General features: G+C 70.1%; 16 protein-coding genes. 7 read left to right on the top strand and 9 right to left on the bottom strand.

What is annotated here, in order from left to right:
- Positions 1 to 57: 57 nt before the first annotated feature.
- From LCD31_RS00190 to LCD31_RS00175, 4 genes are all read right to left on the bottom strand, one after another.
- Entirely contained in the window at positions 58 to 1725 is a 1668-nt protein-coding gene (locus LCD31_RS00190) for a cytochrome bc complex cytochrome b subunit (RefSeq protein WP_304612899.1), read from the bottom strand.
- Positions 1722 to 2882, bottom strand: coding sequence for a ubiquinol-cytochrome c reductase iron-sulfur subunit (locus LCD31_RS00185; RefSeq protein WP_224955315.1), 1161 nt, complete (start codon positions 2880 to 2882; stop codon positions 1722 to 1724). Before LCD31_RS00185 ends, LCD31_RS00190 begins: the two co-directional genes overlap by 4 nt.
- Positions 2879 to 3682 carry a c-type cytochrome gene (locus LCD31_RS00180; RefSeq protein WP_224955314.1) on the bottom strand — a complete coding sequence of 268 codons (804 nt, stop codon included), beginning with the start codon at positions 3680 to 3682 and terminating at the stop codon, positions 2879 to 2881. Before LCD31_RS00180 ends, LCD31_RS00185 begins: the two co-directional genes overlap by 4 nt.
- Positions 3683 to 3745: 63 nt before the next feature.
- Positions 3746 to 4264 carry a heme-copper oxidase subunit III gene (locus tag LCD31_RS00175; protein ID WP_224955359.1) on the bottom strand — a complete coding sequence of 173 codons (519 nt, stop codon included), beginning with the start codon at positions 4262 to 4264 and terminating at the stop codon, positions 3746 to 3748.
- Between the two features lie 265 nt (positions 4265 to 4529).
- Here LCD31_RS00175 and LCD31_RS00170 point away from each other — a divergent pair, with 265 nt between their 5' ends.
- The 3 genes from LCD31_RS00170 (at position 4530) to trpD (ending at position 6500) form a co-directional block, all read left to right on the top strand.
- Positions 4530 to 4889: a hypothetical protein gene (locus LCD31_RS00170; RefSeq protein WP_224955358.1), complete on the top strand. Its 360-nt coding sequence runs from the start codon at positions 4530 to 4532 to the stop codon at positions 4887 to 4889.
- Between the two features lie 150 nt (positions 4890 to 5039).
- Positions 5040 to 5447 carry a hypothetical protein gene (locus LCD31_RS00165; protein ID WP_224955313.1) on the top strand — a complete coding sequence of 136 codons (408 nt, stop codon included), beginning with the start codon at positions 5040 to 5042 and terminating at the stop codon, positions 5445 to 5447.
- 27 nt (positions 5448 to 5474) lie between these two features.
- Positions 5475 to 6500, top strand: coding sequence for an anthranilate phosphoribosyltransferase (gene trpD / locus LCD31_RS00160; protein WP_224955357.1), 1026 nt, complete (start codon positions 5475 to 5477; stop codon positions 6498 to 6500).
- 104 nt (positions 6501 to 6604) lie between these two features.
- On the opposite strand, the gene LCD31_RS00155 is transcribed toward trpD, so the two are convergent.
- From LCD31_RS00155 to LCD31_RS00145, 3 genes are all read right to left on the bottom strand, one after another.
- Entirely contained in the window at positions 6605 to 6883 is a 279-nt protein-coding gene (locus LCD31_RS00155; protein ID WP_224955312.1) for an Lrp/AsnC family transcriptional regulator, read from the bottom strand.
- A gap of 134 nt (positions 6884 to 7017) precedes the next feature.
- Positions 7018 to 7416: a cytochrome c oxidase subunit 4 gene (locus LCD31_RS00150; RefSeq protein WP_224955311.1), complete on the bottom strand. Its 399-nt coding sequence runs from the start codon at positions 7414 to 7416 to the stop codon at positions 7018 to 7020.
- Between the two features lie 36 nt (positions 7417 to 7452).
- A complete protein-coding gene (locus LCD31_RS00145) occupies positions 7453 to 8412 on the bottom strand; it encodes a cytochrome c oxidase subunit II (protein WP_224955356.1) in 960 nt (319 codons plus the stop codon).
- Positions 8413 to 8844: 432 nt separating this feature from the next.
- Here LCD31_RS00145 and asnB point away from each other — a divergent pair, with 432 nt between their 5' ends.
- The gene (asnB, locus tag LCD31_RS00140) at positions 8845 to 10773 is read left to right on the top strand and encodes an asparagine synthase (glutamine-hydrolyzing) (RefSeq protein WP_224955310.1); all 1929 of its coding nucleotides are present in this window, start codon (positions 8845 to 8847) and stop codon (positions 10771 to 10773) included.
- A 67-nt stretch (positions 10774 to 10840) separates the two neighbouring features.
- Here the strand turns inward: asnB and LCD31_RS00135 are convergent, their stop codons facing one another.
- Complete coding sequence (locus LCD31_RS00135; RefSeq protein ID WP_224955309.1) at positions 10841 to 12292, bottom strand: alpha-amylase family protein; 1452 nt, start codon at positions 12290 to 12292, stop codon at positions 10841 to 10843.
- Between the two features lie 245 nt (positions 12293 to 12537).
- Between LCD31_RS00135 and LCD31_RS00130 the strand changes: the two genes are divergently transcribed.
- Positions 12538 to 12753 (top strand): RNA-binding S4 domain-containing protein, encoded by a 216-nt coding sequence (locus LCD31_RS00130; RefSeq protein WP_224955308.1) that lies wholly within the window; start codon positions 12538 to 12540, stop codon positions 12751 to 12753.
- A gap of 54 nt (positions 12754 to 12807) precedes the next feature.
- On the opposite strand, the gene LCD31_RS00125 is transcribed toward LCD31_RS00130, so the two are convergent.
- Complete coding sequence (locus LCD31_RS00125) at positions 12808 to 13170, bottom strand: iron-sulfur cluster assembly accessory protein (protein WP_224955307.1); 363 nt, start codon at positions 13168 to 13170, stop codon at positions 12808 to 12810.
- A gap of 248 nt (positions 13171 to 13418) precedes the next feature.
- Between LCD31_RS00125 and LCD31_RS00120 the strand changes: the two genes are divergently transcribed.
- Together LCD31_RS00120 and LCD31_RS00115 are read left to right on the top strand one after the other, a co-directional pair.
- Positions 13419 to 14057, top strand: a complete 639-nt coding sequence (locus LCD31_RS00120; RefSeq protein ID WP_224955306.1) for a DUF3043 domain-containing protein — start codon at positions 13419 to 13421, stop codon at positions 14055 to 14057.
- Between the two features lie 90 nt (positions 14058 to 14147).
- Entirely contained in the window at positions 14148 to 15131 is a 984-nt protein-coding gene (locus tag LCD31_RS00115) for an aldo/keto reductase family protein (protein ID WP_224955305.1), read from the top strand.
- The last annotated feature ends 102 nt before the right edge of the window (positions 15132 to 15233 follow it).

Genomic DNA, 15233 nt, shown 5'->3' with positions numbered 1-15233 from the left:
ACGAGCGAACGGCCCGGCACCCCTGGGGGCACCGGGCCGTTCAGCCGTGCGTGCGGCTCACTCGGAGGGCTGCTGCGGCTTCCCGCCGGAGACCAGCTCGCGCTGCTCCCGCTCCTCGTGCGCCAGGCGCTCGTTCTCGGCGCGCGCCCGCGCCAGCGCCTCGGTCTCCTCCGCCGGGTCCGGCTTGAGCCAGCTGCCCTCGACGGGGGTGCCCGCGGCACCGAGCTTGTTCATCTTCTTCGGCACCGAAGCGCCCTGGTACGGCAGCTCCTCGGGGTGGCCGTGCGAGTCGACCGGGCCGAGCGGCTGGTGCACCTCGATGAACTCGCCGTGCGGCAGCCGCTTGATGATGCCGGTCTCCACGCCGTGCTCCAGCACCTCGCGGTCCGAGCGCTGCAGGCCCAGGCAGATCCGGTAGGTCACCCAGTAGGCCAGCGGCGGCAGCAGCAGCAGACCGATGCGGCCGCCCCACGTCATCGCGTTCAGCGAGATGTTCAGCTCGAACGCGATCACGTCGTTCATGCCGGACACCATCAGCACGCCGAAGAACGCCAGCGCCATCATGCCGAGGCTCGTGCGTACCGGGTTGTCCCGCGGACGCTGCAGCAGGTTGTGGTGCGCGTCGTCCCCGCTGAGCTTGCGCTCGATCATCGGGTACGCGATGAGCAGCGTGAACATGATGCCCATGCCCAGCGCACCGCAGAAGAACACCGGCGGCACCGTGTACGGCCCGATGTAGAGCTCCCAGGCCGGCCAGATCCGCAGGATGCCGTCCGCCCACATCAGGTACCAGTCCGGCTGCGAGGCGGCGGAGACCTGCGAGCCGATGTACGGCCCGAGGTTCCAGATCGCGTTGATCTGGAAGACACCGCTCATGATCGCCAGGATGCCGGTGGTCAGCGCGAAGAACGCACCGCTCTTGAGCGCGAAGGTCGGCATGATGCGGATGCCGACGACGTTCGACTCCTTGCGCTTCGGCCCGGGGAACTGCGTGTGCTTCTGGTACCAGACCAGCGCGAGGTGCGCCGCGACCAGGCCGAGCATGATCCCGGGCAGCACCAGCACGTGCAGGATGTACAGCCGCGGGATGATCTCCGTGCCGGGGAACTCCCCGCCGAACAGCGCCCAGTGCATCCAGGTGCCGAGCACCGGGATGGACAGCACGATGCCGGACATGGTGGCGCGGACGCCGGTACCGGAGAGCAGGTCGTCCGGGAGCGAGTAGCCGAAGAAGCCCTCGAACATGCCCAGGATCAGCAGCAGCGAGCCGATGACCCAGTTCCCCTCACGCGGGCGCCGGAACGCACCGGTGAAGAAGATCCGGAACATGTGGGCCATCATCCCGGCCACGAACAGCAGCGCCGCCCAGTGGTGCAGCTGCCGGATGAACAGGCCGCCGCGGACCTCGAACGAGATGTCGAGGGTGCTCGCGAACGCCTTGGACATCTCGACGTCCTGCAGGTTCCGGAACACCCCGTCGTAGGTGACCTCCTCCATGGAGGGGTCGAAGAACATCGTGAGGTAGATCCCGGTCAGGATCAGGATGATGAAGGTGTAGAGCGCGATCTCGCCGAGCAGGAACGACCAGTGCGTCGGGAAGACCTTGTTCAACTGGCGGCGGATGCCCGGCGCCATGTTGTAGCGCTTGTCCGCCTCGTCGGCCGCGGAGGCCGCCTTCCGGTAGAGCTTGCTCTCCGGTTTGGTGGGCGTCGTGATCGAACTCATGAGTTGCGCTCCCAGTACGCTGGGCCGACCGGCTCGATGAAGTCGTGCCTGGCCACGAAATATCCCTCTTCATCCACCGTGATCGGTAGCTGCGGCAGGGAACGGGTGGCCGGACCGAAGACCGGCTTGGCGTAAGTGTTGACCACGTCGAACTGCGACTGGTGGCACGGGCAGAGCAGGCGACCGGTCTGCTGCTCGAACAGCGAGGTCGGGCAGCCCACGTGGGTGCACACCTTCGAGTAAGCGTAGTAGTCGCCGTAGTTGAAGTCCTCTTGGCCCTTGCGCTTGATCGGAGCGCTGCCCGGCCGGAGCCGGATGAGCATCACCGGGGCGTCGCTGCGGCGCAGCACCGAGACGAGCTTGTGCTCGTCCTCGCGGTCGGACTCGCGGAACGGGAAGACCGTCTCGAAGCCGCCCGCGTCGATGTCCTCCGGGCGCAGCAGCGACACGTCGTGCGGGTCGCCGGTGTCGCGCCGCAGGTAGACCTTCTCGTCGCCCTCCTTCATCCACGCCGTGTGCTTGAGGGAGTCGGGTCCCTCGGTCGCCCACGGGTTGCGGATGAAGCCGCCGATGGCGATGACGCCGGTGCCCAGGCCGAGCACGGCACCGCTGAAGGCGAGCGTGCGCTGGATCATGGAACGCCGGGCGAAACCGCTGCGCACGCCGGTGTCGGCGAGGATCGCGGTGGTCGTCTGCCGGTCGACCTCTTCGGAGCCGTGCCCGTCGTGGCGCTGCTGGATCGCGACCTCGTGCGGGATGAGCCGCTTCGCGTAGAGCACCACGCCGACGCCGATCGCGAAGATCGACAGGCCGAGGAACAGGCCGACCAGCGGCGTGTACAGGTTGTAGAGGAAGTACTCGCGGCCGCCCTGCTGCGGGGTCACGTAGCCCCAGGGCCAGAACACGAACACGGCGATGAAGGCGATCGCGGAGAGCCCGGCCAGCGCGAACCAGGCCGCGACCGCGCGCTCGGCCCGCTTCTCGGCGCGGGTGTTCTCCACCGGGAACGGATCTTCGTAGTGGAGGAGCTCGACGCCGTCCAGCGCCAGCCCGAGCCGCATCTTCTCGTCGCGGCTCATCTCGGCCAGTTCGGCCTCGGTGTAGTCCCGCCTGGGGGTTTCGTGCCCCTCGTCCCGCGGGGTGTCACTTGCACTCATGCCCTGGCTCCGATCCACAGGGTGACGCCGATCAGCGCGCCGAGTCCGACGACCCAGGCGATGACGCTCTCCGAGGCGGGGCCGAAGCCGCCGAGGGAGCTGCCACCCGGGTTGTTGTTGTTGTTCGTCACGGACTTGACGTACGCGATGATGTCCTTCTTCTCCTCCGGCGTGAGCTGCCGGTCGGAGAACTTCGGCATGTTCTGCGGCCCGGTGAGCATCGCCTCGTAGATCTGCTGCTCGGTGGGAGCGTCGAGGCTGGGCGCGAACTTGCCGGACGACATCGCGATGCCGCGTCCGGTGAAGTTGTGGCAGGAGGCGCAGTTGAGCCGGAACAGCTCACCGCCTCGCGAGGAGTCCCCGGTGGCGGCGGCTCCGGTGGTGTCCGGGGACTCGGGGCCCCCGCCGTAGGTCTGCACGTAGGCGGCCATCGCGTCGATCTCCTCGGGGGAGAACTTCGCCGGCTTGCGGATCGCCTGGGCTTCCTGGCGGACCATCGGCATGCGGCCGGAGGAGACCTGGAAGTGGACGGCGGCCTCGCCGACGCCGACCAGGCTCGGGCCGCGGTCCTTCACGCCGCCCAGGTTCGCGCCGTGGCAGCTGATGCACGCGTTGTTGTAGAGCTGCTCGCCCTGCCTGACCAGCGCCGGGTCCGCCGCGGCGTGCGCGGTCTGCGGCTCGGGGGTCAGGACGGTGTACAGCCCGCCCGCGCCGACCAAGGCGATCCCGAGCGCGAGGACACCGGAGAGCCTGCGCCGGAACTTGGATCCCGCGCGGTTCCGTTTCTTGATGGTGGTCATGAGTGCGGCAACCCTTGCTGTCAGGTTCGGGGTGTTACGTGGCGGCCCGGTGGGGCCGGTGGATCACGGAACGAGGTAGATCACGGCGAACAGTCCGATCCAGACGATGTCGACGAAGTGCCAGTAGTACGACACGACGATCGCCGCGATGGCCTGTGCCGGGGTGAACTTGCTCAGCTTGGTGCGGATGAGCAGGAACACGAAGGCGATGAGCCCGCCGATGACGTGCAGGCCGTGGAAGCCGGTCGTCATGAAGAACACCGTGCCGAACGCCGACGAGGCGATCGTCGTGTGGTGCGCGGTGACCAGCGTGTAGTACTCGCCGGCCTGTCCCAGCACGAAGATCGTGCCCATGATCAGCGTCACCACGTACCAGCGGCGCAGGCCGAACACGTCGCCGCGCTCGGCCGCGAACACACCCCACTGGCAGGTGAACGAGGACGCCACCAGGATCACCGTGAAGGGGAGGGCGTATGCGATGTTCAGCTCGCTGGGCGGCGGTGGCCACGCACCCTCGTTCTGCGCCTTCACCGTGAAGAACATGGCGAAGAGTCCAGCGAAGAACATCAGCTCGCTGGCCAACCAAACGATGGTGCCGACGCTGACCATGTTCGGCCGGTTCAGCGAGTGCACGCGTTGACTGATTGAGGGCGCTGCCGTTGTCACGCGACGCATTATGTCCCGTGCGTTTTCCCGCTGCGCCCTCGGGTCCCGGGCGTGGCTCGTCGGTGATCGGATCGCGACCTGGAGGTAACTCATCGTGATTAATTTCCGCAGCGTTTTGTCCCGTCTAGGCTTACGCGCCCGGTCAGCGGGGCCCGCCGCGCCGGATTGGGACGATTCGGACCTGATCGTCGTGGTCAGCGCGTTCGACGACGCGGAGGCCGCGTCCGCGGTCCTCGCCCGCTCCCCGGAGTGGGTCGAGGCGGGTGCCGCCGTGCTGCGCCACCACCTGCTGCTGCCGCCCGGAGCCGTCGCACAGGCCGCTGAACTGCTGGAACCGGACGGCTGGCGGTTGCGGCCCGCCCCCGAGGCGGAGCAGGCGGCCTTCGGCACCGCACCGGCGCCCGGCGAGGAGCCCCTGTTCGCGGAGCGTGTGCAGAAACTCGACGCGTTGCATTGCTCACAGGAGAACGCCCGGATGGCCGGGCTGGCCCAGCGGCTCGGCGGACGCGCCGTCGGCTGGGTGGCGCTGCAGTCCGGCTGAGCACCCGCGCCGCGACCTCGTGGCGGGTACTGCTCACCCCCGTTGAGCGGCTAGCATCCGGAGATCACCGTCATCGAGGACACCCTCTCGTCATCGGGCCGGGTCACCGCGACGCAGTGCGCGGACCGCCTGGCCAGCGAGGAGCAGCTGATGAGCACGTCGACCACCACCGTCCTGGTCTTCAGCCACCGGGCCGAAGTGCGCGAATCGATCATCAACGCGATCGGCAGGCGCCCGTCGCCGGACCTGCCCCGGGTGACCTACGTGGAGGCGGCGTCGGTCGCCGACGTGCTCAGCGAGGTCGACGCGGGCCGCGCCGACCTGGTCGTCCTCGACGGCGAGGCGCAGCCCACCGGCGGCATGGGCGTGTCCCGGCAGCTGAAGAACGAGATCGCGCACTGCCCGCCCATCGTGCTCACCGTGCGCAGGCGGGACGACCGGTGGCTGGCGACCTGGTCGCAGGCCGACGCGGTGCTGGTGCACCCGCTGGACCCGCTGTCGTCCGCCGAAACGGTCGCCGAACTGCTCCGCACCGCGCTACCCGCGGTGCGGGCCTGAACCTCCCGGAGAACAATCGTGGGCACCATGTCGGGTAGCTGGCCGGAACTCCTCGGACACCTCGTGGCGGGCAACGACCTGTCCGCCGAGGACACCGCGTGGGCGATGGACCTGGTGATGACCGGCGCGGCCACCCCGGCCCGCGTCGCCGCGTTCGTCGTGGCGCTGCGCGCGAAGGGCGAGACCGCCGCCGAGGTCCGCGGCATGGCCGACACGATGCTCGCGCACTCGCTGCCGCTGGAGGTGGACCGGCGGGCCGTGGACGTGGTCGGCACCGGCGGGGACCGCTCCGGCAGCGTGAACATCTCCACGATGACCGCGATCGTGCTCGCCTCCTGCGGCGCGGTGGTCGTCAAGCACGGCAACCGGGCCGCCTCGTCGAAGTGCGGCACCGCCGACGTGCTGGAGACCCTCGGCGTCACCATCGACCTGCCCGCGGAGGGCGTGCGGGACTGCGTCGCCGAGGTCGGCATCGGGTTCTGCTTCGCGCCGGTGTTCCACCCGGCGATGAAGTTCGCCGCCGGGGCCCGCCGCGAGATCGGCATCCCCACCGCGTTCAACGTGCTCGGGCCGCTGACCAACCCGGCGCGGCCGAGCAGCGGGCTCATCGGCTGCGCGGACCAGCGGATGGCGCCGGTGATGGCGGAGGTGTTCGCGGCGCGCGGCAGCTCGGTGCTGCTGGTGTCCGGGGACGACGGGATGGACGAGATCACCACGACCTCGACCACGACCTGCTGGGTCGTCGGCGACGGGCAGGTCCGGCGGGAGCGCATCGTCCCGGAGGACCTGGGCGTCCCGCGCACCACGCCCGAGGCGCTGCGCGGCGGTGACGCCGAGGTGAACGCCGAGGTGGTGCGGCGGCTGCTCGCCGGTGACCGCGGCCCGGTGCGGGACGCGGTGGTGCTCAACACCGCGGGCGCCCTCGCCGCCCACGACGGCATCGGCGAGGACCTGGACGTCCAGCTGCGCGCCGGCATCGCCCGCGCCGAGCGGGCCATCGACTCCGGCGCCGCGGCCGACCTCCTCACCCGCTGGGCGGCTTTCGGCCGGTAGTTCCGCACGAGCCGGGTTCCCGCGGTCCCCGCCTTCGGCCCGTCGCGGGGACGGTTCCGTCGTGCCGGGGAGGAGGATCCCCGGTGGAGATCACCCGGCGGGGCTCACTCCAGGCCGATGGAGAAGGTCGCCTCGGTGTCCTCGCGCGAGTAGGAGCGGAACGCGATGTGGGTGTCGGTGTCGAGCACCCCGGCCACCTTGTTGATCTTCCCGGGGACGATGTCGGCGATGTCCTCGTGGTTCGCGACCCGCAGGATCGCGATCAGGTCCACGTCCCCGGCGCAGGAGTACACCTCGGCGACGCCCTCGATGTCGGCGACCTCCTGGGCGGCCTCGGTCAGCCGGTCGGCGACGGTCTGGATGAGCACGATCGCGGTGATCACGGGAGGGCCTCCTGGCTGCGGGACGTCGTCGCCCCGATCCTAGGCTCCCCCGCCGCCGCGCTCGCCCGCGCCCGGACGCGACGAGGCCCCCGGAACCAGGGGGTTCCAGGGGCCTCGGTCCGCTGTCGCGGAGCTCAGTCGTGGTTCGGGCCCGTGTGGTACTCGAACACCAGACCCGCGACCATGATCAGCAGCACGCCGATCGAGATCACGATCAGCACCACGTGGAAGAACGCCAGCGCGATACCGGCGAACGCGGCGGCCGCCGCCAGCCCGACGGGCCAGTAGCTGCCGGGGCTGAAGAAGCCCAGCTCGCCCGCACCGTCGCTGATCTCGGCGTCCGGGTTGTCCTCCGGTCGCGGCTCGATGCGCCGCGCCACGAACTGGAAGTAGCTGCCGATCAGCAGCGACAACCCGCCCACCAGGATCAGGGCCACCGTGCCCACGGGTTCGTGCGACCACACCCCGTAGACGATCGCCGACAGGAAGAAGAAGCCGGTGATCATGTTGAAGATCTTCGCTTCGACCTTCATGGATTCCTCACTCTCGCGCCCTACGCCCTGCCGGGATCAGTCGCCCGCTTGCCGGCCGCCGATGGTGGACGGCAAGCCGGACGTGCGGTCGGTGTCGAACGGGACCGAGGTCACCGCCCGCGGCGCGCACAGCTCACCGCAGTTCATCTGGGACAACGCCTCGGCGGCGGTGTAGTACTGGCCGGTGGCCGGGTTGGTCTGCGTACGCAGGTTGATGTACTGGTCGAACTTGTCCGGCGACAGGGCGCGGACCTCGAAGTTCATCATCGCGTGGTAGGTGCCGCACAGTTCGGCGCACCGCCCGACGAAGGAACCCTCGCGTTCGATGGTGTTCTCGAAGACGGCTTCCTGGTCGTTCTTGTCCGGGTGCGGGAAGGTGTCCCGCTTGAAGTGGAACTCGGGGACGAAGAACGAGTGGATGACGTCGGTGGAGCTCAGGTTGTACTGGATCGTCGATCCGGTCGGCAGCACCAGCAGCGGGATCTCGCTGCTGCTGCCGACGGTGCGGACCGGCTGGCCGTCCGGCGTGCGGTGGTCCGGGTAGTTGAACTCCCAGTTCCACTGGAACGAGACGACGTTGACCTTCTCGTCCGGATCGGCCGACTTGGCCATCACGTAGTTCTGGGTGGTGGCGGTGAAGTAGAACAGCACCACGACCATCACGAACGGCACCGCGGTGTAGATGACCTCCAGCGGCACGTTGTACTGGAACTGCCGGGGCAGCTCCTCGCCCTTCTTGCGGTGGAAGGCGACCGTCCAGAACATCAGGCCCCACACCAGGACGCCGACCGCCAGCGCAGCGATCACCGACCAGGTCCACAGCTGCCGCATGGACTCGGCCTGCGGGGTGACGCCCTCCGGCCAGCCGAACCTCAGGACCTCGTCGGTCGAACAGCCCGTGGCCGCGACCGCGACCAGGCCTGCCAGCCCGGCGACTTTGACCAGCCGTGGCACTCGGGTCCCCTCCTCCAGACGTTCCTGCCGCAAGCTCCCCATCCGAAAGCCCACTGCGCGACGCCTCCTCGCTGCGTGTTCCCACCGTCGCCGCGGGTTCTGGGCACAACGCGCACCCACCATGCCCCGCGGCCGGAATGCTGCGGGGGAGCCTAGCCCAGCAGTAGCCGCGATACTGCTCCGGGGTGGCGAGGTGCGCTGCACATCACCGAGATCGTCCTCGCCCGCCGCGGTGATCGGATCGGCGGGCGGGACCACTCGAACCGGTGGACTTGCCCGGCGGCGCCGGTTCCCGCGGCTCGCGCGCCCGCGCGCGGGGAACCAACCGCCCGGCCCCGGCGGTCGCGCCCGCGCTCACCGCGCCTGCACAGCGCGGCGGCACACCCGGCATACTGGGACTCCCGCCGCCGAGATCCCCGACCGGGACGCGGGGCGGAGCCCGACCCATCGCCGACGCGAGAGGTGCATGGACGCGTGTGCGGCCTGCTTGGACTTGTCTGTCCCACTGAAGAGAACGCCGGTTTCGCCGTCGACGCCGTGGCCAAAGCCCTGCCCTGCCAACGGCACCGGGGACCGGACGAGAGCGACACCTGGCACGGCGGTGAGGTCGTCTTCGGCTTCAACCGGCTGTCGATCATCGACCTGGAGCACTCGCACCAGCCGTTGACCTGGGGCCCGCCGGAGAACCCCGGCCGCTACACGATCAACTTCAACGGCGAGATCTACAACTACCTGGAGCTGCGCGCCGAGCTCGCCGAGCACTACGGCGCCCGCTTCCACACCGACGGCGACACCGAGGTGATCGTCGCCGCCTACCACTACCTGGGCACGGCGATGGTCGGCCGGCTGCGCGGCATGTTCGCGTTCCTGATCTGGGACAGCGAGCGACGCGTGGTGTTCGGCGCGCGCGACCCGTTCGGGATCAAGCCGCTGTACTACGCGTCCGGGCCCGGCGGCGTCGCGTTCGCCAGCGAGAAGAAGTCGCTGCTGAGCCTGGCGACGACGCTGCGCATCGGTGAGGACATCGACCACAAGGCGCTGCAGCACTACCTCACGCTCCAGTACGTGCCGGAGCCGGAGACGATGCACCGCCAGATCTCGCGCATCGAGTCGGGCACCTCGTTCACCGTCTCCCCCGGCGGCCGGCTGGTCACCGAGCGGTACTTCGTGCCGAACTTCACCTCGAAGCCGGTGCGCAACGACTCGGACGCGCGACGGCTGCACGACCAGATCGTCGACGTCATGCGCGATTCGGTCGCCAAGCACATGCGCGCCGACGTCACCGTGGGCTCGTTCCTGTCCGGCGGCATCGACTCGACGGCGATCGCCTGCCTGGCCAAGGAGCACAACCCGAACCTGATCACCTTCACGACCGGGTTCGAGCGGCAGGGCTACTCCGAGGTGGACGTGGCCGCCGAATCGGCCGCGGCGATCGGCGTGAAGCACGTGATCCGCACCGTCTCCCCCGAGGAGATGATGGAGACGCTGCCGCTGATCATCTGGTACCTGGACGATCCGGTGGCCGACCCGGCGCTGGTGCCGCTGTGGTTCATCGCCCGCGAAGCCCGCCAGCACGTGAAGGTGGTGCTCTCCGGCGAGGGCGCCGACGAGCTGTTCGGCGGCTACACGATCTACCGGGAACCGCTGTCGCTGGCGCCGTTCGAGCGGGTGCCGGGCACGCTGCGCAAGGCGATGGGCAAGGTCTCCACGGCGATCCCGGACGGGGTGCGCGGCAAGGACCTGCTGCGCCGCGGGGCGCTGTCGCTGGAGGACCGCTACTACGGCAACGCGCGGATCTTCCGGGACGACCAGCTCAAGGCCGTGATGGCGGCCTTCGACCCGGGCGTCTCGCACCGCGACGTGACCGCCGCGCCGTACCGCTCCTCGGCGAGCTGGGACCCGGTGACCCGGATGCAGCACGTGGACCTGTTCACCTGGCTGCGCGGGGACATCCTGGTCAAGGCGGACAAGGTGACGATGGCGAACTCGCTGGAGCTGCGGGTGCCGTTCCTGGACAACGAGGTGTTCCGCGTCGCCAGCGGCATCCCGCTGGACCAGAAGATCACCCCGGAGACCACGAAGTACGCGCTGCGCCAGGCGATGAAGCAGGTCGTGCCCGCGCACGTGCTCAACCGCCGCAAGCTGGGCTTCCCGGTGCCGATCCGGCACTGGCTGCGCGACGAGATGCACGACTGGGCGCGCAACATCATCCAGCAGTCGCAGACCGAGCGGCTGCTGAACAAGACCGCGATCCTGCAGCTGCTGGAGGAGCACCGGTCCGGGGTGTTGGACCACAGCCGCCGGTTGTGGGCGCTGCTGGTGTTCATGATCTGGCACGGCATCTTCGTCGAGGGACGGCTGTCCCCCGAGGTCCCGGAGCCGTACTACCCGGTCAAGCTCTGACCGCGCGACAACGTCGAACGGCCGCTCCCTCCCACCGGGAAGGAGCGCCCGTTCCGCTTCGCGCGGGTCAGCTCAGCTTGGCCCCGGCGTGCAGCGCGACACCGGAGTTCGCGGGCACCGAGGTCGTCAGCCAGCCGTCCTCGTTGACGTCCACGGTGCCGCCGGTGCAGGACCCGTCCTGCAGCGAACCGGACATCACGTCGCAGTAGGTCCCGGCGGGCAACGAGGTCTGGAACGGCTGCTGCTCGATCGCCGCGTCCTCGCGGTTGAGCACCACGAACCCGGCGTCACCGCGGCCGAACGCGACCCGGCCGGCCCCGTCGTCCCACCAGTTCGTCAGCTCCGCGCCCTGCACCTCGCGGTGGAACCCGGCCATGCCGGCGATGATCGGCCGCGCGTGCTCGCACACCCACGCCTGGTCGGAGCAGCTCGCCGGGCTGGTGCGGCCCTCGGAGTCGGCGGGCGGGCCGGCGTCCGGGTCGTCGAAGGCGAACCCGGAGATCAGCTGCGGGGTGCCGTACGGGAAGGCGAGCATGAACGCGTTCGCCAGGTCGTAGGCGGTGCCGTCCTTGTAGGTGAGCGTCGGCTCGCTGCGCTGGGTGTCGTGGTTGTCGATGAACACCACGGCCTGCTCGCTGGGCAGCGTCATGTGGTCGGCCACGTCCTTGAGACCGGCGAGCGAACCGTTCTTGAAGGCCTCGCTGACCTCGTGGTGGTAGGCGAACTCGGTGACGTCTCCGTTGCCGGCGTACTCCCCGGCCGAGGTGGCCTGGTCGGCGATGACCTCCTGGAACACGTACGGCCGCGCACCGGTGCCGGGCACCTCGTCCAGCCCGTCGAAGATCGCGCCGACGTCCTCCGGCGGCATGTGCTTGACGCCGTCGACGCGGAAACCGGAGACGCCGAGGCTGATCAGGTCGTTCAGGTAGGCCTTCTCGGCGGAGCGCACGTAGTCCGACTCGGTCGCGAGGTCGGAGAGCCCGACGAGCTCGCAGTTGCGGACCTCGCCCTTGTCGTCGTAGTTCGCGATGTCGCGGCGGCAGTCGTGGAAGTCGGCGTCGCTGTACAGGCCCGGGTACACGTACTTCTCGTGCGTGGTGCCCGCGCTGCCGATCGCGTCGCTGGCGGCCATGTGGTTGACCACCGCGTCGGCGTAGATCTGCACCCCGGCGTCGTTGCAGGCGGAGACCATGGCCGCGAACTGCTCGCGGTTCCCGCGCCTGCTCTCCAGCTGGTAGCTCACCGGCTGGTAGTCCTGGTACCAGGGGTGGTCCTCGCCGTCGAGGCGCACGTGCTCCTGCGGCGGGGACACCTGGACGGCGCCGAAGCCCTTCGGTCCGAGGGTGCTGCGGCACTCCTGCGCGATGGAGTCCCAGGGCCACTGGAACAGCTGCACGATCGGTCCGGCCACGGGTGCCGCGGCCGGTTCGGGGGCGGCGGGAGCTGTCATGGCCCCGGCCGCGGGCACGACGGACGTGGCGGCGAGCGCCACCGCTAGGGCGTATGCGGGTAGAGGCATCGGGCAACTTTCTCGATTGAGTACTTGCCCGTCGATCACAGGTTCTTTCCCGCGTCCAGTCAATGCGCCATTGGCACCAGCGCTGACCTGCCCGTTCACCCGGAACGGCGGTGCCGCGCGCGTTCCACCGCAGGTCACCGCGAACGTCGCGGAGCTTGGCGGACACACCTCGCCGGGAACGTGACCCGCGCTACTCGCGACCGGTGGCCGCGAACCGCACCGCGCCCCCGGCGGAGAATGCGGGCATGCGCGATGTGGAGATCCGGGAAGGCACCATCCGGCTGGGCCAGCTGCTGAAGCTGGCGGGCCTCGCCGAGCACGGCGCCGACGCGAAGGCCCTGCTGGAAGAGGGCGAGGTACTGGTCAACGACGAGGTCGAGACCCGGCGCGGCCGCCAGCTCGCCCCGGGAGACCTGGTCGCCCTCGGCGACGAGGAGGTGCGGGTCGTCGTGACCCCCTGACGGCACGCGAACGGGCCGGCTCCTGCGCGGGCGCGGGGCCGTTCGGAGTTCGGGTCAGTGGAACGAGTCGCCGCAGGCGCAGGAGCCGCCCGCGTTCGGGTTGTCGATCGTGAAGCCCTGCTTCTCGATGGTGTCCACGAAGTCGATCACCGCGCCCTCCACGTACGGGGCGCTCATCCGGTCGACGACCACGTCGAGGCCCTCGAAGCCGCGCCGCGCGTCGCCGTCCAGCGAGCGCTCGTCGAAGAACAGCTGGTAGCGCAGGCCGGCGCAGCCACCGGGCTGGACGGCGATGCGCAGGTGCATGTCATCGCGGCCCTCCTGCTCCAGCAGCGCCTTCGCCTTCTGCGCCGCGGAGTCGGTCAGGGTGACACCGTGCGAGGGCGCCTCGCTCTCAGTCGTCGTCTGGGCGGTCATGACTCTCCCTAGAGGTCTCGCTCGTCCGCTTCCGGCGTGACGTCCAACGTCGGCGCCGACCCGAGGTATTCCCCGCCGGGGAGGGGCGACTCGGGAGGCGAGTCGTGTTGGTCTACCAGCCTCCATGGTGGCACAGACCGCGCGCGGAACCACGTGAACGTCCTCGCACCCGCACGCGTCCGGCCCGGCGCTTCCCCGAACACGCGGTCACGTGCGCCCGGCCGAGTGGCGTCGAATACCCTGGAGGGGTGAGGTTCCTTCGCCGCAGCAGCGCTGAGCAGACCGCGACCGACGACGCTTCCACCGAGAGCGCCCAGGTCGCGCCGGAACCCGCCCGCGACCGCACTCCCGGCAAGGGCCGTCCCACGCCGAAGCGGCGCGAGGCCGAGACCCGCCGCCGCGGCCCGGTCGCGCCGCCGCCGAAGACGCAGCGCGAGGCGATGAAGCGCGCCCGCGGCAACAAGGACGAGCGCCGCAAGGCCGCGCGGGAACGCCGCGAGCGCATGATGGCCGGCGACGACCGCTACCTGATGCCGCGCGACCGCGGGCCCGTGCGCGCGTACGTGCGCGACATCGTCGACACCCGCAGGCACATGATGGGCATGTTCATGCCGCTGGTGCTGGTCGTGTTCGTGACCACGCTCGTGCAGAACGTGCTCGTGCAGCAGTACGCCACCCTGGTGTGCCTGGTGCTGCTGCTGACGATGCTGTTCGAGGGCACGCTGCTGGGCCGCGCCGTGAACAAGCGGGTGCGCGCGAAGTTCCCGGACGCCACCGAGCGGCCGCTGTCGCTGGGCTGGTACGCGTTCACCCGGGCCATGCAGCTGCGCAGGCTGCGCGTGCCGCGGCCGCGGCTCACCCCGAAGGACTTCCACAAGATCGGCTGATCCCGGCCCCCGCTGGACGCCGCGGCGGACCTCGATCGCCCCGCATTCCGCCGGATGCCGCCGGGTCCGCGCGCGGCATAGGGTCCGGGCATGGAGTTTCGACGCCTCGGCAACAGCGGTCTGTCCATCAGCGAGATCGCGTACGGCAACTGGCTCACCCACGGCTCCCAGGTCGAGGAGGACGCCGCGCACGCCTGCGTGCGGGCCGCCCTCGACGCGGGCATCACCACCTTCGACACCGCCGACGTCTACGCCCGGACCCGCGCCGAATCGGTGCTCGGCCGGGCGCTGGCCGGGCAGCGCCGGGAAGGGCTGGAGATCTTCACGAAGGTCTACTTCCCCACCGGTGAGGGCCCCAACGATCGCGGTCTCGGTCGCAAGCACATCATCGAGTCCTGCAATGCCTCGCTGCGCCGGTTGCAGACCGACTACGTCGACCTCTACCAGGCCCACCGGTTCGACCCGTCGGTGCCGCTGGAGGAGACGATGACCGCCTTCGCCGACCTGGTGCGGCAGGGCAAGGCGCTCTACATCGGCGTCTCCGAGTGGTCCGCCGAGCAGCTCACCCGCGGCGCCGAGCTGGCCCGCGAGCTGTCGGTGCCGCTGATCTCTAACCAGCCGGAGTACTCGATGCTGTGGCGCGTCATCGAATCCCAGGTGGTGCCGGTCAGCGAGCGCGAAGGAATCGGGCAGATCGTGTTCTCCCCGATCGCGCAGGGCGTGCTCACCGGCAAGTACCTGCCGGGGCAGCAGCCGCCCGCGGGCTCCCGCGCCACCGACGAGGGCGGCGGCGCGAAGATGATCTCGCGGTGGATGCGGGACGACGTGCTCTCCGCGGTCCAGCGGCTGCAGCCGGTCGCCTCCGACCTGGGCCTGTCCACCGCGCAGCTCGCCATCGCGTGGGTGCTGCAGAACCCGAACGTGTCGGCGGCGATCGTCGGCGCGTCCCGGCCCGAGCAGGTCGCCGACAACGTCGCGGCCTCCGGCGTGGAGCTCGGCGCGGACGTGCTGGACCGCATCGACGAGGTGCTCGGCGACCTGGTCACCGCGGACCCGCGGGAAACCCGCTCCTGAGCGGACCCGGGCCCGGGGGGGGGGGGGGGGGCCGCGCGCGGGGGGGGGGGGGGCGGGCGGCGGGGGGGCCGGCCGGGCCCCCGGGCGGAGCGCCGCCCCCCC

The sequence above is a fragment of the Saccharopolyspora sp. 6M genome, from assembly GCF_020176775.1.
Classification (GTDB): Bacteria; Actinomycetota; Actinomycetes; order Mycobacteriales; family Pseudonocardiaceae; genus Saccharopolyspora_C; species Saccharopolyspora_C gregorii.
The sequence above is the reverse complement of the archived record's forward strand: the minus strand, read 5'-3'. Positions and strand labels throughout refer to the sequence as shown.